18 protein-coding genes are annotated in these 19,296 nt (G+C 67.9%); 4 read left to right on the forward strand and 14 right to left on the reverse strand.

The genetic code is table 11. The annotated features are described in order from the left end of the window. Positions 1-38: 38 nt before the first annotated feature. The 11 genes from WDN01_10810 to WDN01_10860 form a co-directional block, all read right to left on the reverse strand. A complete protein-coding gene (locus WDN01_10810) occupies positions 39-980 on the reverse strand; it encodes an acyltransferase domain-containing protein (GenBank protein ID MEJ0026508.1) in 942 nt (313 codons plus the stop codon). Positions 981-989: 9 nt separating this feature from the next. Further along, on the reverse strand, positions 990-1,940 hold the full coding sequence (locus tag WDN01_10815; protein MEJ0026509.1) for an AEC family transporter: 951 nt from the start codon (positions 1,938-1,940) through the stop codon (positions 990-992). Continuing rightward, positions 1,937-2,827 carry a triphosphoribosyl-dephospho-CoA synthase MdcB gene (mdcB, locus tag WDN01_10820; GenBank protein ID MEJ0026510.1) on the reverse strand — a complete coding sequence of 297 codons (891 nt, stop codon included), beginning with the start codon at positions 2,825-2,827 and terminating at the stop codon, positions 1,937-1,939. The genes WDN01_10815 and mdcB overlap by 4 nt, the downstream gene beginning before the upstream one ends. Beyond that, positions 2,824-3,504: a malonate decarboxylase holo-[acyl-carrier-protein] synthase gene (gene mdcG, locus WDN01_10825; GenBank protein ID MEJ0026511.1), complete on the reverse strand. Its 681-nt coding sequence runs from the start codon at positions 3,502-3,504 to the stop codon at positions 2,824-2,826. Before mdcG ends, mdcB begins: the two co-directional genes overlap by 4 nt. Continuing rightward, positions 3,479-4,201, reverse strand: coding sequence for a biotin-independent malonate decarboxylase subunit gamma (mdcE, locus tag WDN01_10830; GenBank protein MEJ0026512.1), 723 nt, complete (start codon positions 4,199-4,201; stop codon positions 3,479-3,481). The genes mdcG and mdcE overlap by 26 nt, the downstream gene beginning before the upstream one ends. Next, positions 4,198-5,112, reverse strand: coding sequence for a biotin-independent malonate decarboxylase subunit beta (locus tag WDN01_10835; GenBank protein MEJ0026513.1), 915 nt, complete (start codon positions 5,110-5,112; stop codon positions 4,198-4,200). The genes mdcE and WDN01_10835 overlap by 4 nt, the downstream gene beginning before the upstream one ends. Then, positions 5,109-5,423: a malonate decarboxylase acyl carrier protein gene (gene mdcC, locus WDN01_10840; GenBank protein ID MEJ0026514.1), complete on the reverse strand. Its 315-nt coding sequence runs from the start codon at positions 5,421-5,423 to the stop codon at positions 5,109-5,111. The genes WDN01_10835 and mdcC overlap by 4 nt, the downstream gene beginning before the upstream one ends. Before the next feature lie 16 nt (positions 5,424-5,439). Then, complete coding sequence (mdcA, locus tag WDN01_10845; protein ID MEJ0026515.1) at positions 5,440-7,089, reverse strand: malonate decarboxylase subunit alpha; 1,650 nt, start codon at positions 7,087-7,089, stop codon at positions 5,440-5,442. A gap of 108 nt (positions 7,090-7,197) precedes the next feature. Next, positions 7,198-7,995 carry an alpha/beta hydrolase gene (locus tag WDN01_10850; protein ID MEJ0026516.1) on the reverse strand — a complete coding sequence of 266 codons (798 nt, stop codon included), beginning with the start codon at positions 7,993-7,995 and terminating at the stop codon, positions 7,198-7,200. A 130-nt stretch (positions 7,996-8,125) separates the two neighbouring features. Then, on the reverse strand, positions 8,126-9,013 hold the full coding sequence (locus WDN01_10855) for a HAMP domain-containing sensor histidine kinase (GenBank protein MEJ0026517.1): 888 nt from the start codon (positions 9,011-9,013) through the stop codon (positions 8,126-8,128). Positions 9,014-9,397: 384 nt separating this feature from the next. Beyond that, entirely contained in the window at positions 9,398-12,268 is a 2,871-nt protein-coding gene (locus tag WDN01_10860) for a winged helix-turn-helix domain-containing protein (protein MEJ0026518.1), read from the reverse strand. A 314-nt stretch (positions 12,269-12,582) separates the two neighbouring features. On the opposite strand from WDN01_10860, the gene WDN01_10865 reads away from it, so the two are divergent. Then, positions 12,583-13,632 (forward strand): hypothetical protein, encoded by a 1,050-nt coding sequence (locus WDN01_10865; GenBank protein ID MEJ0026519.1) that lies wholly within the window; start codon positions 12,583-12,585, stop codon positions 13,630-13,632. Positions 13,633-13,639: 7 nt separating this feature from the next. Here WDN01_10865 and WDN01_10870 read toward each other — a convergent pair whose 3' ends face one another. Then, positions 13,640-14,359, reverse strand: a complete 720-nt coding sequence (locus WDN01_10870; protein ID MEJ0026520.1) for a hypothetical protein — start codon at positions 14,357-14,359, stop codon at positions 13,640-13,642. A gap of 335 nt (positions 14,360-14,694) precedes the next feature. Here WDN01_10870 and WDN01_10875 point away from each other — a divergent pair, with 335 nt between their 5' ends. Then, positions 14,695-15,240 carry a hypothetical protein gene (locus WDN01_10875; protein MEJ0026521.1) on the forward strand — a complete coding sequence of 182 codons (546 nt, stop codon included), beginning with the start codon at positions 14,695-14,697 and terminating at the stop codon, positions 15,238-15,240. 66 nt (positions 15,241-15,306) lie between these two features. On the opposite strand, the gene WDN01_10880 is transcribed toward WDN01_10875, so the two are convergent. Beyond that, positions 15,307-16,317 (reverse strand): hypothetical protein, encoded by a 1,011-nt coding sequence (locus WDN01_10880; GenBank protein MEJ0026522.1) that lies wholly within the window; start codon positions 16,315-16,317, stop codon positions 15,307-15,309. A gap of 100 nt (positions 16,318-16,417) precedes the next feature. Continuing rightward, a complete protein-coding gene (locus WDN01_10885) occupies positions 16,418-16,948 on the reverse strand; it encodes a DNA starvation/stationary phase protection protein (GenBank protein MEJ0026523.1) in 531 nt (176 codons plus the stop codon). A gap of 260 nt (positions 16,949-17,208) precedes the next feature. On the opposite strand from WDN01_10885, the gene WDN01_10890 reads away from it, so the two are divergent. Together WDN01_10890 and WDN01_10895 are read left to right on the forward strand one after the other, a co-directional pair. Next, positions 17,209-18,648: an ATP-binding protein gene (locus tag WDN01_10890; protein ID MEJ0026524.1), complete on the forward strand. Its 1,440-nt coding sequence runs from the start codon at positions 17,209-17,211 to the stop codon at positions 18,646-18,648. After that, entirely contained in the window at positions 18,645-19,292 is a 648-nt protein-coding gene (locus tag WDN01_10895) for a response regulator transcription factor (GenBank protein ID MEJ0026525.1), read from the forward strand. The genes WDN01_10890 and WDN01_10895 overlap by 4 nt, the downstream gene beginning before the upstream one ends. Positions 19,293-19,296 lie beyond the last annotated feature (4 nt).

Raw genomic sequence — 19,296 nt, forward strand, 5'->3', positions numbered from 1 at the left:
CACGCGCGCCGTCAAAAGGAAACGCTTCGAAGCTGACGTTACGTCCCTTCCGCGCCGATCCGCGCCAGCCAGGAGCGCGCGCCTGACAGGCTTCTGAAATCTTCCAGGCACCGGGCCTCGACGCCGCCATAGGTGTCCGCCGCCATCCCGCGCAGCGCCGCGCCGGGGCCGAGTTCGAGAAAGGCCGTCGCGCCGGCTTCGATGCAGCCCTGCAGGCAGTCGGCCCACCGCACCGTGTGCGATATCTGGGTCGCCAGCTTGTCGAGGCCGCTCTCGGCATCGAGCACCGGCGAGGCATCGATCCCGCTCAGAAGGCGCGTGCCGGATGGCGGCGCGGGTTTCACCGGAACACGGCGGAGGATTTCGCGGAATTCGACGGAGGCCGCGGCGAGCCGCTTGGTGTGCGATGCCACCTCCACCGGAACGTCGACCCTGGACGCGTTCATCGCTTTCGCCTCGGCGGCGAGGCCGTTCAGCGCCGCGCGGCTTCCGCCGATCACGAAGGCATCGCCGGGGTTGACGATCGCGACCGCGGCATCGTGGCGTGCGCACAATCCGTCGACGGCGTCGCGCGAGAGGCCGCGGACGAACAGCATCCCGTCCCCGGGCAGCGAGTGTGCGTCCATCGCGTCGGCCCGGCGCGCGACGAGATCCAGCGTGTCGGTCATGTCCAAAAGACCTGCGACGCCCCAGGCCGCCACCTCGCCGACGCTATATCCGGCAACGACGATCCCGCCCGGCAGCGTCTCGCGCAGCGCCGCCGCCGCGGCCAGGGCCTGCAGCGTGCAGAGGATCTGACCGGCGCGGTCGCGATGCAGGGCCTCGCTGCTTTCGGTGCGGACAAGCTCGCGCGGATCGCGGCCGCGCAGCAACGTCGCCGCGTGCGCGAACAGGCCAGCCGCCTCCGGCGCCTCGCCGGTCAGGGCGAACATGCCGGGATGCTGCCGGCCCTGTCCGGAGCACAGGATCGCAAGCGTCATGGCGCCGCCTCACTGCGGATAGAGCACCCCGATCGCGACCGCCATGGTCACGATGCTGAACACGGTGCTGGCGGTGACCATGGAGCCGGCGCTCGCGGAGTCCAAACGATAATTCACGGCGAACAATATCCCGAAGAATCCCGACGGCACCGCGGCGAGCAGGATCGCGATCTTCGCGACGTCCGTGGGCACAGGCAGGACGAAGACGATGGCGGCCGTCAGCAGCGGCCGGATGACGTCGGCCAGGCCGGTCGCGCCCACCACGTTCCAGTCCAGCCGGAACGCCTGCGACGACAGAACCAGGCCCGTCAGGAACAGCGCGACTCCGGGAGCCGCCTCGCCGACGAGCCTCAGGCACGCCCGCGCGACGGGATCGAGCGACAAGCCGGTCAGGGAGAACAGGATGCCGAGCGCCGGGCCCAGGACGACAGGCTTGGTGACCGCGCGCCTGAGTGCGCCGAGAATTCGCATCGCCCGGGAGCCGGTCGCTGCTTCGGGCTTGTGCAGACTCATCTCGACCAGGATCAGCGAGAGCGGACTGATGATGATCGAGCCGGCCGCCAGCGCGACCGCCAGCGGCACCGTTCCGCCGGGTCCGATCACCGACGAGGCGATGGGCAGGCCGACGCCCGCGAGGTTGGGGAAGGCGATGGTCAGCGCCTGCAGCGACGCGTCGGCCTTGGAGGTCTGCGCAAAGGCCCGGGAATAGAAATACCAGGCGAGGAACACCGCCAGCATCATGCCGCCGAAGATGACGAACAGCGGCGCCTGCGCCAGCATCTCGCGGCGCGGGGCGCTGGCCGTCGCAACGAACAGCGACGCCGGCAGGGCGAAACTCATGACCAGCGCATTGAGCCCGTCGACATGGTGGTTCTCGACGAGACGATACCGCCCGGCGCCATAGCCGAGCAGCAGCACGAAGAACACCGGCGCCAACGCCAGCAGGATCGCTTCGGTCATCGCCACGGCGGTCTTTCATTCGCATGGACGAACAGGGTCATGGCGAGCAGGTCGGCCGAGCCGCCGGGACTGAGCCTCTGCGCGACGAAATTCTCATGGATCGATTGGGCATGGGCGCGCCAGCCCGGCTGGCCGACGCCGCCCGCCTCGAGAAAGCGCCGCGCGGCCCGCTGAGCGAAGCGAAGGCCCGCCGGTCCGCCGCGATGCAGCAGGTTGGTGTCTTCGAGGATCGCGATCAGCGCCAGACAGGCTTCGACCCGCGCCGCCTCGCAGTCGTCGGGCGCCTTGCGGGCGCCGCGCCGCAGGGCGGGTACGCCCACGCCATAGACGCTGGGAAATCCCCTTGCCGCTTCCAAGCGGGCGCCGCCGGCGCCGAAGCGGCGGCGCGCCCCGCTGCCGTGGCTGTGCAGAAGCACGGGACCGTCGAGGATGCTCGCACCCCAAAGCTGCGAAACCGTATCGCCCAGGGACCATGTCGGATCGCTCCATCCGGCGGCCCGCGCGCCGGCCGCCGCGCAGAGGAGGCCCAGACCGAAAATCGCGCCGCGATGCGTGTTGATCCCCGAGGTCGCGGCGAACATGGCGGCCTCGGCTTCCAGACCGATGATCCTCAGACGTCCCATCCCCTCGCCGCGCGCGCCGGCATCCGCCAGGGCGCCGAAGTGGGGCTCGATGGCCGCGGCGCTGCGGCGGAACGTGTCCACGTCCATATCGGCGTGACTGCCGGAGTCGATGTGACTCACGAGGCCGGGCTTCGGCCAGGTCTCCAGCTCCAGCAGAAGGCAGTCGACGGCGCTGGCCGCGATGGCGCCGGCACCGCGGATGTGCCACGGGCGCGCCACCGAAGGACGAGGGCGGGCCACGCCCGGCGCCGGACCGGGCGTCATGACGACATCTCCTCGCGGAGGAACAGGCGCGCATCGAGCAGGGCGACGCCGCGGGCGGATTTGACCAGGATCTCGCGCGCGCCCGTCCGGATTTCGCGCCAGTTCACGGCGGCGCCATCGTCGCGGATCAGTTCGCCGTCCACGCGCATCGGCGCCGAGGCCTCGATCGCCGCGATGCCCGCGGTGAGGCAGGGAAGATCCGTATCGCGATGGACGTGCAGCAGAAGGTCCAGATCGGAGCGGCCGGTCAGGTAGTCCAGGCCCGTGAGCGCGTGCCAGGCGAGGCTGCCGAACACGCGCGCGTCCACGCCGTGTTCCGCGGCGAGTTCGTCGAGATCGTAGAGGGCCGGCCACCAGGCGCGCGGCGCCAGGCGGCTGACCGAACTCAGCGTCGGCGGCGGCGCGGTCGAGACGATATGCTCGGGCGGCACGACGAAGGACAGCCGCCGCTTGCCGGCGGAAGGCGGCAATGGCAGGCCCAGGGGAACGCCGGGACGCTCGCCGGGCGCGGCGCGCCGCCCGATCAACGGCCAGCCCTTGTCGACCCACTGCGCCACGAGCGGTTCGGCGGCCAGATCCTTCCGGGTCGCGAGCAGCGAATGCCACGCCGCCAGGCTGACATAGATCAGCTCGTGCCGGCGCATCGGCCGGTCAATGGGTCTGAAGTGCAAGGTCATGGACGCGCTCCGCGATATCCCGTGCCTTCAACCGGCCGCCGCGCTGCTTGCCGAGCTCGCCCCGCCGGTCGCGGGCATCGGGCATGTCGGCGAGAAGCGCCTCCAGCTGGTCGACCAGCGGAACGGCTGGCTCCCAGGTCAGATGCACCGCCCCGGTCTGTGCGAGATTTTGCAGGCCCGGCGCGAACACCGGCGTGGACTTGGCCTTCGCCTCGAGGACCTCCATCGACAGCTTCGTCACCTTGGACATCGACGGCAGGTCCATCACGGCCGGAGTGGCGCCCGGCAATCCCACCAGCACGCGCGTCGCCATCGCCGTCGCCAGGAACGCGCCGGCGGCGGTGTGGCCGTAAAGCAGACCGATGGTCGGCCGCCCCTGGATGTCCGCGAAGATGAGGGATTTGGCGAGATGGGAGAGAAACTCGTTCAGCCCCAGGAGTTCATCGCGCTTGCTCATGCGCTGGCTGTCGCTGTCGACGACGACCAGGATCGGACCGCTGCCGGTCTCGAGCGAATCCAGGACGAACCGGGACAGGCGGATCGCCTCATCCACGCCCACCGCCGTCCGATTCGCGACGCCGATGACCAGGGCGCGGCCGCCGGCGCGCAACGCACCCGATCCGAACAGCACGCCGCCATCGGTCTTCACGTCATGGCCGCCGGGAAACAGCGCGGCAAGGACATCATCGAGCATCATGGCTGGTCCTTCCGCACTCTGTCGGCGATCAGGATGAATTGACCCGCGGGCATTCCCGGGATCGCGGCGGCGTCCGCGATGCCCTCCGCCGCCCAGATGTCGAGGGCATCGGCGCAGGCGCCGAACCGCTTCAGCCGGTCTTCCAGGCGCGCCTGCTCGGCACGCAGGATGTCGACACCGAAACCGCCGACCGAACCGAGCAGGTCCAAAGCGGCGGCGCGGAAAGCCAGAACGGTATCGTCGGCGAAGGCGTCGGCGCCGCCGAGCAGCCGCCGATGCTTGCCGCCCATGGTGCGCCAGACCAGCGCGCGGTCCTTGGAATCGAACTCCTCGACGCCGCGATTGGTCTCGATGACCTCCGGGCCGGACACCGCGATGCGGCCCTGCTCCGACACCGCGAGCGCCGAACAGCAGGCGGCGATCAAACCGCCGCCGCCATAGCATCCGGCGCGGCCGCCGATCAGCCCCACAACCTTGACGCCCGCAAGCCGGGCTTCGATGACGGCGCGCATGATCTCGGCGATGGCGAGCTCGCCGGCATTGGCCTCCTGCAGGCGCACGCCGCCGGTATCGAACAGGATCAGCACCGGGACGGACTTGATGTCCCGCGCGGCGCGCAGCAGGCCGGTCAGCTTGGCGCCATGCACTTCGCCGAAGGCGCCGCCCATGAAGCGGCCTTCCTGCGCCGCGACGAACACCGACGATCCGCCCAGCATGCCGCGGCCGACGACGATGCCGTCGTCGAATTCCTCGGGGAGATCGAACACTTTCAGATGCGGGCTGATCTCGCGCTGTTCCGGCCCGATGAACTCCCCGAAGCTTCCCGCATCGAGCAGCAGGTCGACGCGCCTACGCGCCGAGACCTCGTACCAGCTCGTCATTTCGTCGGACGGGGAATGGACTGCGCTCATCGGCCGTCCTCCATCAAGCGGACCGCCTGCGCCAGGCGGAGCGCGACGGTGTCCGGCCGCGCGCCGCCGTCATTGATGGAGAACCTGAGCCCGCCCGTCGGGTAGCGCTCGACGAAGTCGGCGATCACGGCGCTCCACACCTCGCCGAAGCCCTCGGCCGCGGTCTTGATCTCCACCAGGCATTCGCCATCGGGCAGCACGCGCTCCGCGAGCACCTCCAGATTGCCGGACGCCACGACGCCGATGATCGCCATCTTCCGGGCGCCGCCGGCACGCTGCCCGACCGTGTGATGAAAATTCAGATCTTCCATGGCGCCGTTCCCCTTCTCACCAGTTGCGGAATTTCGACGGCGGCGCGTAGAGCCCGCCCGACCAGTGGACGAGGTCCTTGATGGAGCGCGCCGCCAGCATGCTGCGATCGGCATCGAGCGGATCGATGCCCAGATCCTCCGGCCGCGTGATCGCGCCGCGCTCGCGCAGGCGCTGGACCGCTTTCGCGTCGCGGCCGCGGCCGATCGCGGTGTAGCCGGCGACGCCCCGGATCGCCTGCTCGCGCTCCTCGGCGCCGCGGCACAGCAGGAGATTCGCGATGCCCTCTTCCGTCACGATATGCGTGACGTCGTCGCCATAGATCATCACCGGCGCGAGATCGAGCTTGAGCTTCTCGGCCAGCGCGATGGCGTCGAGCTGCTCGACGAACAGCGGCACGTTCTTGTCGCCGAAGGTCTCCCCGATCTGCACCACCAGCTTGCGGCCGCGCCGCAGCAGGGGCGCGCCGTCGGGATCGGCCTCTTTGCCGGCCTGCAGCCAGGGGCCGCTCGGATGGCGCCGGCCCCGCGCATCCGCGCCCATGTTCGGCGCGCCGCCGAAGCCCGACACGCGCGAGGTCGTGACGGTCGAGGAATTGCCCTGCAGGTCGATCTGCAAGGTCGAGCCGATGAACATGTCGCAGGCATAGAGGCCCGCCGTCTGGCTGAAGGCGCGGTTCGAGCGCAGCGAACCGTCGGGGCCGGTGAAATAGATGTCCGGCCGGGCGCGGATGTAGTTCTCCATCCCGACTTCCGAGCCGAAGGAATGGATCTGCTCGACCCAGCCCGATTCGATCGCCGGGATCAGGGCCGGATGGGGGTTGAGCGCGAAGCGCGTCGCCACCTTGCCCTTCAGCCCCAGCTTCTCGCCATAGGTCGGCAGCAGAAGCTCGATCGCCGCGGTATCGAAGCCGATGCCGTGGTTCAGCCGCTTGACGCCATAGGGCGCGTAGATGCCCTTGATCGCCAGCATGGCGGTCAGGATCTGGCCTTCGGTGATCGCGGCAGGATCGCGGGTGAAGAGCGGCTCGACGAAGAACGGCTTGTCCGCCTTGACGACGAAATGCACCCGGTCGGCCGGGATGTCGACGCGCGGCACCTTGTCGACGATCTCGTTCACCTGGGCGATGACGACGCCGTCCTTGAAGGCGGTGGCCTCCACGATGGTCGGCGTGTCCTCGGTGTTCGGGCCGGTATAGAGATTTCCCTCGCGGTCGGCGCTCACCGCCGCGATCAGCGCGACGTTCGGTGTGAGGTCGATGAAATAGCGCGCGAAGAGTTCGAGATAGGTGTGCACCGCCCCGAGGTCGATCTTGCCGCCGAACAGCATGGTCGCGATGCGCGCCGCTTGCGGGCCCGAATAGGCGAAGTCGAGCCTCTTGGCGACGCCCTTGTCGAACAGGTCCAGATGTTCGGGCAGGACGACGCCGGACTGCACCATGTGCAGATCGTTCACCCTGGCGCGGTCGACCGCGACCAGCGCGGCGCAGAGCGTGTCCGCCTGTTTCTGGTTGTCGCCTTCCAGGCAGACCCGGTCGCCGGGCCGCAGGACGGCTTCGAGCAGGCGCGTGACGTCACGCGCCGCGACGAGCTTGCCTTGCGCGAATTTCGCGCCGGCCTCCAGGCGGGCCTGGCGCGCGTCGCGGCCCTGTTGCCAATTCGTCGTCATGTTCGCTCCTGGACGGCTTTCGCATGTCCGAGGTCAGAGATCGTGGGTCGGAACGGCGGCGATCCCGGGACTTCCGGCGATCGCCGCCGACCGTGCTCCGCGGCGCGCCTAGCGCTCGGCGCTGGCCGTGGAATTCTCCGCGTGCAGGGCGGCCTCGACGATCACCGCCGCGACCTCGGCCGGATGCGACGCGTATACCGCGTGGCTGGCGCCCTTGATCTCGGTGATGTGGCTCTTGGCCCGCGTGTAGTACCAGCGCTCCAGATCGGGGTTGATGATCTGGTCGCCGCCGGCGATGACTCCCCAGCTCGGCTTGGTTGTCCAGGCGGCGGCCGTGAGCGGCGTCGCGAAGACCGAGGCCTGGGCGTAGACCTGCGAATGCGACATGAACACGGCCTGCGCGTGCGGCAGATCGGGCGCGAAATGCTTCACGAAGAGTTCCGGGGCGAGATGGGTGAACCCGTCCGGCGACTTCACGATCGCTCCGGACAGCTTGGCCAGGACGCTCGGCGTCTTCGCGCCGAGGGCCGATTCGTCTTCGCCCACATTCGGCGCATGCGCCGCGACATAGACCAGGCCCACGACCTTCGGATCGACGCCGGCCTCGGTGACGATCGAGCCGCCATAGCTGTGTCCGACGAGGATGGTGGGGCCGTCCTGCTGGTCGATCACGCGCCGCGTCGCGGCGACGTCGTCGGCGAGCGAGGTCTCGGGCTCTTGCACCATCGCGACATGGAAACCCTTCTTGGAGAGGATGTCGTAGACGCCCTTCCAGCCCGACGCGTCCGCCCAGGCACCGTGGACGAGCACGATGTTCTTCACCGGGGCGGCGCTCGCGGCGATCGGCGCGGCGGTTGCAAGGAGGGAAGCGGCCACGAAGGCCAAGCAGGCTTTGGGCGTATTCATATTCTGGCTCCTGGGTTGCGGTCTGGCGGTTGCCCCCGTCGCGCAAGAGGATGGAATTGGACGCTCCTGCTTTCGATTGCACCTGCGGCTGCGCCGCCCCCCTTTGCGTTTGCCCGGGCGATACCTTGGTTTAGGTCACCAGGTCCGAATCCCGGCCCGGCGCGTCCGTCCGGTCGAAGTCCGTCCGTCCCCGGCTCTTGCGCGGCAGCGTCGTCATGCAGGCCGCGCTTCGCGACCTGATGCGCGGCGCGCGCGCATCGCCCTGCGGCGACGCGGCCGGAATGACGAAGCGGAATACGCTGCCGTGCGGATGGCTGGGCGTCGCCCACAACCGGCCGCCATGCGCTTCGACGATGGACCGGCAGATCGACAGCCCCAGGCCCATGCCGTCGACCTTGCTGGTGAACAGCGGATCGAAGATGCGGTGGATGTTCGCCGGATCGACTCCCGTGCCGGTGTCCTCGACGGCGATCAGCACTTCGGACCGCTCGGTGAGCTGCGTGCTGATCCGCAGCGTTCGCCGCCGGTCCTTCACCGCGCTCATCGCGTCGATGCCGTTCGCGACGAGGTTGGCGACGACCCGTTCCAATTGCACGCGATCGCCCTCGATCGGCGCGAGCGCTTCGACGAGTTCGGTCTCGACCGCGACGCCGTGGCGGCGCAGGTCGAAGCGCATGTGCTTGAGGACGTCTTCGATCACGTCGTTGATGTCGATGTCGGCCACCACGGGAGGGACGTCCCGGATGAGGTCGCGAACGCATCTGACGACGGCAGAGGCGCGATGGGTGCTTCCGATGATGTCTTCGATGGCCTGCTTGGCCTCGTCGAGATCCGGCGTGCCTTTCGTCAGGCACAGCATGGCGACATTCGCGTTGATCAGGATCGCGGCCAGCGGCTGGTTGACCTCGTGCGCGATATGCGCCCCGCTGACGTCCATGGCGGTCGGCCGGGTATAGCGCAGGACATCCATGCCGGCGGGTGCGTGTTCGTGTGTCGAAGCGAGTGTCGTGTCAGTCATGACGCAACTCCGAAGAAGGGCACCGCGGCCTTCGGCCGTCGCTGATCGCACTCATGCGATCGACCTAGCATTCCTCCGCCGAGGCACGGCGTATATTCCCCCACCGGGGAAGAATTTCTTGAACATTTGTCACCGGCATTGGACGGTCGCGTCCAACAACGCATGTCCCGGTTCGAAACAGCCCGCCGGGGCCTGCCGCCGGACCGCGCGAAACGTCCCGCGCCCGCGATTGCCGTACACGCAACTGGACCAGGCATGGCGACCCTCCGGCATGGCGAATTTCTGCGCCTGGAGATTCCCGCGCATCGCGTCGCGATGCGAGTTCAGCGTTGTAAATTGTTGCTAAATTTTCACATCAGGACGGATGCCGAACGAAAGCGCGCCTCAGGCGGCCGTTCCGAGCTCGTCGAGAAGCCGGCGCGCGGCAACGAGGTTCTGGGTTGCGAAACCTTCCGTGAACCGGCCATGAAGGTCTTCGAGCATCGCTCTCGCCTGGCCGGCGCGGCCCTGGTCTCGCCACAGACGCGCGAGTGGGATCGCCGCTTTCAGTTCCCAGCTCAAGGCGGATTGCCTGGCGGCGCAATCGATCGAGCGGAGCAGCGATTCCTCGGCGGCGGCCGGATCCGGCCGCGGCAGCGTCAGCAGAACCTCACCGCGCGTCCGCAGCAAATCCGGCAGCCACAACACCTCCTTGGACGTCTCGGCCCGCGCCAGGGCTTCGTCTATCGTGGCAAGCGCATCGTCGGGCCGCGCGGAGCGCGCCAGCCCATCGGCCAGGGCGCTCCATGTCGCCAACGTCATGATGTGATGCTGGCTGTCCTCCATGGCCTGCAGTGCGTCCCGCAACTGCGCCACGCCCGGCCCGATTTCGCCATGCGCGAGCATGAGCTGGCCCTTCAGCGAAAGGCTGCCGGCGCGAAAGGAGGCAAGAGAATATTTTTCGGCCTGTTCGAACAACGCTTCGGTGTGATGCGAAGCGGCCTCCAAATCCCCGCTCCAGAGGAAAACGGGCGCGGAATAAAGAAGCGCGACGCAGCGCGCCGCGATGTGGCCGGAGCCGTCCGCCACCGCGATGCCGTCGCGCGCGACCTGGCGGCCCCGGTCGGCAAGCCCGTTCAGCCACAAGGCGCGGGCGAGAATAACGAAGCCTCTTATTCTGTAGTCGGTCCCGACGAAGCCTATCTTCGCTTCCGCGGCGTTCGATATCAGCCGAAAGCCGAACTCGCAGTTCCGGAGCGCCGCCGCCTGGTCGCCCGTCAGGTGATACGCCGAGCCCAGCATCCATGCGGCGGCGGCGGCGTCGGATGCATTTCCCTTGGCCTTGGCGATGGCGACGCTTCGTTCGGCCACCGCCAAGGCGCCGCTGAAATCGCCGCGACGCGACAGGATCACATTGAGTTCGCCGAGCAGGTGAAGCTGATGGCGGCAATCCTGCAAGGTCTCGGCGATCTCCAGGCCGCGCTCGATGGCTGCGCGGAATTTTTCGCCGTCGCCCCCGGCATATATGAACGATGTCGCCAGAGCTTCCTGGAGCTCCAGCTCCCGCTGCGTCCCGCGATCCGTTTCATCCAGCGCCCCCAAGGCCCGCAGGCACCACCGCTGGCACTCGGCGAACAGGGAGACCTCCAGGAACAGCAGAGCCGCCCGCGCGCCGAGCTCGACGCCGATGGCACGGTCGCCCGACGCCGAAAAGCTCCATTCCAGCGCGTTGCGGACATTGCCCATATGCGGCAGGTAGGCGGTGACGTTGCGGGGATAAAAGCCCGCTTCCGCGGCCTCGCCGGCCTTGAGCAGGGCGGCGAAATATCGGGCGTGACGTCTTGCGATCGCTTCGGCCTCGTCGCCTTCGGCGAGCCGGGCGGCGGCATAGGCGCGTGTCGTGTCCAGAAGGCGGTAATGCGTCGATCCGCCGGCCGACGATATCTGGACGAGGGACTTGTCCACCAGGCTCGCGATCGCGCCGGCGACCGACTGCGTGCTGCTATCGGCGTCGCCGGCGACGGCATGCGCCGCCTCCAGCGTGAACTGGCCGACGAACACGGACAGCCGGCAGAGGATTTTCTGTTCGTCTGCCAATAGCAGGCCGAAGCTCCAGTCGAGCAGGGCCTGCAGCGATTGATGCCGGGGCGACGCGCCGCGCCGGCCTTGCAGAAGCAGCCCGGCGCCGCTGTCGAGGAGATCGGCGGTTCCCCGGATGCCGAAAGTGCCCACGCGGCTGGCGGCGATCTCGATCGCCAGCGCGATCCCATCGAGCTGGCGGCAGATGCTCGCGACGATCGGGGCTTCGCCGGCGCCGAGCTCGGCGCGATATCCGCTGGACGCCGCCCTCTCCATGAAGAGCTGCACCGCCGGCGAGGCCAGCGCCTGGGCGACGGACGGCGCGGTGTCCGGCGGAGCGGCGAGCGGCACGAGCAAATGCACGTTCTCGCCTTCCGCGCGCAGCGCCTCGCGACTGGTCGCCAAAAGGTGCGCCGACGGCGCGCCGCGGAAAAGGCGCTCGGTCAGCCGCGCGACGGCCGCGATCACATGCTCGCAACAATCGAGCACGATCAGGATCCGCTTGCCGGGCAGAAAGGCCAGGATGGACAGCTCGGAATCGACACCCTGGACGAAGCATCCGAGCGCCAATGCGACCGCGCTCGCGACATCTGCCGGATCGGCCAGCGAGCCGAGATCGACGAAGCGGACCCCGTCGTCGCCGAATTCCCGTCGCAGCTCGTCGGCGACCGCCATGGCGACGCTGGTTTTTCCGATGCCGCCGGGTCCGACAATGGTGACGAAGCGCTGCGACAAGAGTTGCGAGGCCAGCGCGGCGACGGTCTGCGTCCGGCCGATCAGGAGCCGCTGGGGTGCCGAAGGCGTCAGAGGTTCTGGAGATCCCGCGCGGGCCGGCGCGGCGCTATCCGAGACGGAGCGCCGGATCGGCGCGACGAAGCTGTAGCCGCGGCCGGGAACATTGACGATGTACTGGGGATCGTCCGCGCCGCCGCCCAGCGCCTTCCTGAGGGCGGTCATCTGCACCCGAAGATTGGAATCCTCGACGACGACATCCGGCCAGACGAGGTCGATCAGCTCCCGCCGCCCCACGACCTGTCCGGCCCGATCGGTCAGGGCGATCAGAAGGTCGAGCGCGCGGCCGCCGATCGCCACGGGCTCCGGCGGTTCACCCGATCTCTCGACCCGACGCTGCGGGATGAACAGGCGAAACGGTCCGAATGCGACGACGTCTCTGCTGCTTCGGAATGCCTCGCCCATTGCGGCCCCAAACTCGAAGGTCCCGGCGCTTCCTTCTTTGCATTTCTTCGCGACTTTTAACATGGCAAAACCGGCATGCCGGACCGGCGCCGCTTGACAGGGTGAAAATATTCTTGCGCCTCCGGCACACGCGACGCCGGCGCGACCGCCATGATCATGCGATTGAGTTTCAACTGGCGGTCTTTCGATGTGCCTCGTCCCGGATCGGCACATGCGGCCGGATCGGCGTGCCGGGCGACGTTTTAGGCCTGTTTCCGAAATTCGAATGCATTTTTTGAAAGAGCGACCGGCCGGGCCGTGATCGGCTCCCTGTCATGCCGTATCGAAGCAAGCGAAAATGGCACGAGCTCGACCTGCTCTGCCGGGCCGGCGTCGGAATCGCGCCGATCGCACCCGCCATCTGCCGCACGCTGCGCGAAATCTTCGACGCCGCGGCCGTATCGCTGTTCTGGCTCGACGAGCGGGGCATGCCGGCCGGCATCTTCCACGAGAACGCCGCCGCTTCCGCGCTCGACCTGTTCGTCAAAGAGTATGAGCGCCTCTTCACCGGCCCGTCGGAAATCGATGTCTCCCAGATTGCCGTCGGGACCGGCAGGCCCGCCGGCTTCCTGATGAAGCCCGGGCTCGAATATTTCCGCTCCAACACGTTCAATCTCCTGGTCCGCGCGAGCGGACATTTCCATACGCTGGACTTGCGGGTGGACGTGGCGAACCAGGCGCGCGCCGTCGTCATGCTGTTCCGCGAAAGGCAGAATCCGTTCGACGACGCCGACGCGCCCAGTCTCGCGCACGCGCTGCCGCATCTGAAGCGCGCCATCGAACGCCAATCGGCCGCCGGCCCGTGGGAGCGATCGGACATGCGCGGGTATCTGCTCGTCGACCGCACCGGCACCAGGCTGCTCGCGATGAGCGAAGAGGCCTCGCAGATCCTGAAGGCCTGCACCATCGTCGGCCAGAACGTCCGTCTCGCCGGCCCCATGACGCTACCGCCGGCCTTCGCTGAAAATCTCTGCCGCCGCCTGGAGACCGCGCCGGTCGTCCAGGACACGCTGGACATGCCGCTCGGACGGCTTCGCCTGATCGCCACGCCGCTGCACGCGCCGGCCGCGGACACAGCCGCGCGGGTGCTGATTTCGCTCGAAGTGGAGCGGCCGAAACGCCTCAAGACCATCGAGAACATCCTCGACCTGACCTTGTCGCCGCTCCAGCGTTCCATCGCGCTGGTCGCCGCGCTCGGCGGCACGCGCGCCGACAGCCTGACCTCGGCGGGCATCAGCAACGAGGCGCTCAAGAAGCATCTCGCCGTCATCTACCGCGCGACCGGCGTCAAATCCTGGGAGGAACTGGCGAAGGCGCTCCAATAGGCTGCGCTCAGGCGAAGCTCACCTCGCCGATGTCGATGGACACCATGAGCATTTCCGGAACGGGGCGCCGGTCGGGCCCGCGCGTATAGGCACGGCGCTTCGTCGGCAGGCGGATGCCGTCCACCGCGACATAGTCCGAGGTGAGCTGCGAGGCTCCGAACCCGCCCGCGATATTCACATTGTAGTCGTGGCGGCACAGCATGAGGCTTTCGTCGAAGAAGAAATCCTGAACCTGGCTGTGCGTCTCGATCGAATCGGGAAACCAGGCGCGCAGCACCCGCCAGGTCTGCGAGCCTTCCCGCCAGGGTTCGGTCTCCTCCACCTGCACGCCCGCCGCCGCGAGCAGGAACGGCGTCGTGAGATAGGTCCACAGGGCCTCGCCGTTGAAATAGGCCCGCTGCAGCGGGTCCCATGGGGTGTTCATCTGATGGCCGGCGAAGGAATCCTTCGGCGCGCGGCGTTCCGCCACGATCCTGCCGTCGAGCTTCTCGACCGCGATTCTCCCGGGCGTGAACATCGAGCGCTGGTCGGCGGCGCCGTAGGGCTGGACCGAGGAACGTTCCTCATGCAGCCACACCGTCATCCGCCGCGGGGCCGCGTCCTGCAAGAGCCCCTTCAAGGCGAAGAAGCCGCCGCCGCTGACGATGGTCGCCTCGACCTTCTCGTAGCGCCGCCAGCGCTCCGTTCCGCCATGCGCGTCGATGATCTCGGCCAGAAGCGCGCTCATCCGGGGTCCCCCCGCTTTTGCCGTCGATCTGCAATGACAACGGCCACATCGCACGATAGGCGCCGGATCGGCCGATGCCGATCATACCTAGGTTTGTTGGCGCGCCGCGCCGTCGCAAGCGGTTCTGTCCAATCCGGCGATCCGGCGCCGTGCGAATTGCCGTCGATCCCGACGGCGCGCATTCCGGCGCCGACCGCCGGTCGGGCTTGCCGAAAGTTCCGTCATACCTTCGTTCAATTCAATGCCCTCCCTTCGACCGCCACGTTAGCGGCGGGCTTGATCCCGGACATCCTCGAACGATCGGGCGCCGATCAGATCCCATACGGAGACCAAACATGAAGCCATTTGCATTCGTCATCGCGGCGGGCCTCGGGCTGGCCGCCTGCACCACCGCAACCCCCTACCAGCCGGAATCGGCCGATCATCCGTCCGCCGGCGGATACAGCGAGCAGCAGATCGAATCCGACCGCTGGAAGGTCGAGTTCTCGGGCAACAGCCTGACCTCGCGCGACACCGTGGAGCGCTATCTGATGTTCCGCTCGGCCCAGCTCACCGTGCAGCAGGGCTATGACTGGTACGAAGCCGTCGACCGCCACACTGACAAGAAGACCAGCTACTTCAGCGACCCGGATCCCTACTTCGCCGGCTGGCCGGGCGGGTATTGGAACGTCTATGGCGGCCGCCGCTTCGGCTGGGCCAGCGGCTATTGGGGTTCCGCCGCGCTGGCGCCCATCGATGTGCAGGAGATCAGCCGCTATACCGCGACGGTCGAGATCACGATGGGTCACGGCGCCAAGCCGGACGATCCGCACGCCTATGCGGCGGCGGACGTGATCAGTCACCTGCAGGGTTCGATCAAATATCCTTCCACCGACAAGTGATCCCTGCCCCGCTTGCGGGTTCTCGTGCGACGCACGGGAGCCCGCGAGCGTTTCGCATTCCCTGAGCTAATGCGCAAAAAGCGCCGCGCGGGCGGTCGGGGACGGGAACACGCATGTCACCTCGTGCGCGCATCCCGGGACGATCGCCAGCGTGTGATCGGCGGAAAGGAAACGCCGGTCATAGGCGGCATAGGCAAGCCCGCGGTGCAGACGATCGGGCCCCTGCAGCTCCGCCGCGCAGGATTTGTCGAGAAGTCCATAGTACGTATCGGGGCGTCTACCCGCGTCCAGCGCACCTTCCAGATAGGTGATATCCGCGGCGGCATAGCGCGCACGCGCCGCGTCGGCGGACGATCCCAGCACGGCCGGAAGCCCTTCGGTTCCGTATTTCCATCTGTTTGCCTGTGAGCAGGCTGTCCCCGCGCCGCGCCATGTGAAGTCGCAAGCGGCGTCGCGGCAGCGTCCCCAAGCGCCGGCCCGCGGCACGGGGCGCTCCGGATCGAAATAGAGCCACGTCCCCGGATCGGAAACGACATAGCGCAGGCGCACCGCCGGCCGCGCGAAGCCGATATAGCGCTGGACGAATTGCGCGCCGGCGGAAAAGCCCGCGACGGTGATCGTCCGCAGGTGCGGCCAACGCCGCGCGAGATCAGCGACAAGCAGATCCATCGCCCCGAACGAGGTCGGCCCGGCGCCTTCGGCCGCGCCGCCATCAAGCCACGAGTCGCAGGTCCATACGGCATCGCCCGGTTGCGCGCCGGGATTGCCCGGAAATTCGCAGCGACCGGCGGCGGACACCTGGAACAGCGGGGCGACCGCGATCGTATCGGATTCGCGTCCCGCCCGTTTCGCCGCGAGCGCCGCGGCGCCCAGCGTCCGATTGGCGTCACGCGGAAAGCCGTGGATCGCGATCAGCGCCGAGACCACGGCATCGCGGCGCGGAAGCCCGCCGGACGGCAGACGCGCGGTATAGATGTGCAACACGCCGGACGTACCGAGGTCGACGGTCGAGCCGTCGGCCATCTGCGACAGCGCCGGCAAATCCCCGGCCCGGGCGCCGCCGCCCGGCGTCGCCATCATTGCAGCCGACAGGGCCGCCAGGGCCAAAACCGCGCGGCTGGCGCGCCGCAAAAACGGGCCGGCACGCATCCGATACCGCGTCCGTTCCGCCGGCCGTTCAGCGCCCCGCGGCTTCGCCGGTCCGGCTGGCCTCGTAGAGGAACCAGGCGCGGCGCTCGGTCTCGTCGATCCACACTTCGATGAGGCTGGTCGTCGCGACATCGCCATGCTCCTCGCAGGTGACATGGGCTTCGCGCATCGCCGCGATGAGCTGGCGATTGTCGTCGCGAAGCTCCGCGAGCATGTCGAGCGGCGTGACGAACTCCGCGTCGTTGTCGAGGATGCGTTGCGCGCGCGATATCTCGCCGATCGAGCGCAGCGTCGTCCCGCCGAGCTTGCGCACGCGCTCCGCGATCGGATCGGTCATCGCGAAGATCTGGTCCGACTGCTCGTCGAGCAGGAGGTGATAGTCCCGGAAGTGCGGGCCCGACATATGCCAGTGGAAGTTCTTGGTCTTGAGATAGAGCGCGAAGGTGTCGGCCAGAAGCAGATTCAGCGCACCCGCGATGTCCTTGGTCGCGTTGGCGCCCAGATCGGTGGGCGTGCGCAGCGACGCCGATTGCGAACTCTTTGCGGTTGTCGAGGTCATGTCTCATTCCCCTGTTATGGGCGCGATCTCCCGCGCTTTCGGACTTTCGATCTGGGAACAGGATACACCCTGGCGGCGGCGCTTCAACAGAGACGGCGCGCGGCGGAACACAGTCTTGGTTTGTCCCACCTATACGGAAATATGATTGCCGGACGCGCCCCGGTTCTCACGCTAGCATCCGCCGGGCCGGCGGTGCTTTTGCCGGCGGCGCGCTATATGATCGCATCGCGCGCGACAGGGGAAAGGACATCGTGGTTGCCATGCCGTCGTCTTTGGAGACCCCACCCGGCTCATGGAGCCTTGTCGCAGTAGCCGCCCTCCTCGCCATCGCGATCTATGCCGTCGACACCTACACGCCCACCGCCGTCGCCGTGGCGGTCCTTTACGTCATCGTCATCCTGCTGTGCGCGAACGCGCTCTCCCGGGAGGGAACGGTCTATGTCTCGGCCGGTTGCGCGGCGCTCGCCGTCGTCAGCTATCTGGTGCAGCACGGCCTGTTCGGGCTGGACGCGCCCTTCGCGCGGCTCATCATGTGCCTCGCAGCGATCGGGATCACCGGCCTTCTGGCCTATCGCAACCAGACCTCGCAGATGAACCTGCGACGGGCCGAACGGGAGCTGCGCGCCACGCTCGACACCATCCCCGCGCTCGTGATGCGCACCAGGCCGGACGGAATGGTCGATTTCATGAACGCGCGCTGGACGGCGCAGGGCTTCGCCGCCGAGGAGCTGCGGACCAATTGGCTCGACCTCCTCCATCCGGACGACCGCGCCGACATGTCGGAAAAGCGCTCGCAATCGATTGCGAGCGGCGAGGCCTATGAGGCGGAACTCCGCCTGCGCCGCGCCGACGGCGAATATCGCTGGCTCCTCAGCCACACGGTCCCGGTGTGCGACGAAAAAGGGCGCGTGGTGGCCCGCTATGTCGCGGCGACCGACATCGAGGATCGAAAGCGCGCCGAAGCGGCGCTGCACACGGCGCAGGCGGAACTGACCCATGTGACCCGGATGACGACCTTGGGCGAGTTCACCGCGTCGATCGCCCACGAGGTCAATCAGCCGCTGGCTGCGATCGTCACCAACGGTGAGGTGTGCCTGCGCCTGCTCGAGATCGAGCCTCTCGACAAGCAGGAGCTGATCGAGACGACACGCGACATCATCGCCAGCGGCCGCCGCGCCAGCGAGATCATCACCCGCGTGCGCGCCCTGTCGCGCAAGGGAGAAACGAAAAAGGCCGCGCTCGACCTCAACGAGGTCATCGAGGAGGTCATCCCGCTGCTGCGGGGCGAGGCGCTCAAATACCAGCTCGCGCTGCGTCTGGAACAAGCCTCGGCGCTGCGGCCGGTCTGGGGCGACCGGGTCGAGCTGCAGCAGGTGCTCATCAACCTGATCGTCAACGGCATGGAGGCCATGGCGCCCGTCCTGGACGATACCCGCGAGGTGGTGATCCGCTCGCGCCAATGCGATTCCGGCGGCGCGCTGGTCGAGGTGGTCGACCGCGGGATCGGCCTCAAGAGCGAGGACACGCGGCAGATGTTCAACGCCTTCTTCACCACCAAGCCGAACGGCATGGGCATGGGGCTGGCGATCTGCCGTTCGATCATCGAAAGCCATGGCGGCAAATTGTGGGCGACGAGCAACGGGGGGCGGGGCGCGACACTGCAATTCGCCCTGCCGCCATACCGGGGAGCGCATTCGTGACAGGGGTGAATCAGGCCGGCGGCGGCAGCGAACCGGTGGTCTTCATCGTCGACGACGACCAGCCGCTTCGCGACGCCCTCAAAAGGCTCTTCCGCACCGTCGGCCTGCGGACCGAAGTGTTCGGCTCGGCCGCGGAACTCCTGGAGGCCAAGCTGCCCGACGCGCCGGGCTGCCTCGTCCTCGACGTGCGCCTGCCCGGCGTCAGCGGCCTCGACCTGCAGGGCGACCTCGCCCGGCTCGACATCCGCCTGCCGATCATCTTCATGACCGGCCATGGCGACATTCCGATGTCGGTGCGCGCGATGAAGGCCGGCGCGATCGATTTTCTCTCCAAGCCCTTCCGCGACCAGGACATGCTGGACGCCGTGGCGTCGGCGATCGACAAGGACCGGGTGCGGCGCAAGCGCGACGACACCCTGGTGAGCCTGCGCGCGCTGTTCGATTCGCTCACCTCGCGCGAGCGCGAAGTGATGACGCTCGTCACCGCCGGGCTGATGAACAAGCAGGTCGCGCACGAGCTCGGGCTCAGCGAGATCACGGTCAAGATCCACCGGGGAAGCGTGATGAAGAAGATGGGCGCCAAATCCCTGGCCGATCTCGTGAAGATGGCCGAGACGCTGCAGATCTCCCGCCCCAGGCCGTAGTCCA

Origin of the sequence: Rhizomicrobium sp. (assembly GCA_037200985.1) — a bacterium.
Taxonomy (GTDB): domain Bacteria; phylum Pseudomonadota; class Alphaproteobacteria; order Micropepsales; family Micropepsaceae; genus Rhizomicrobium.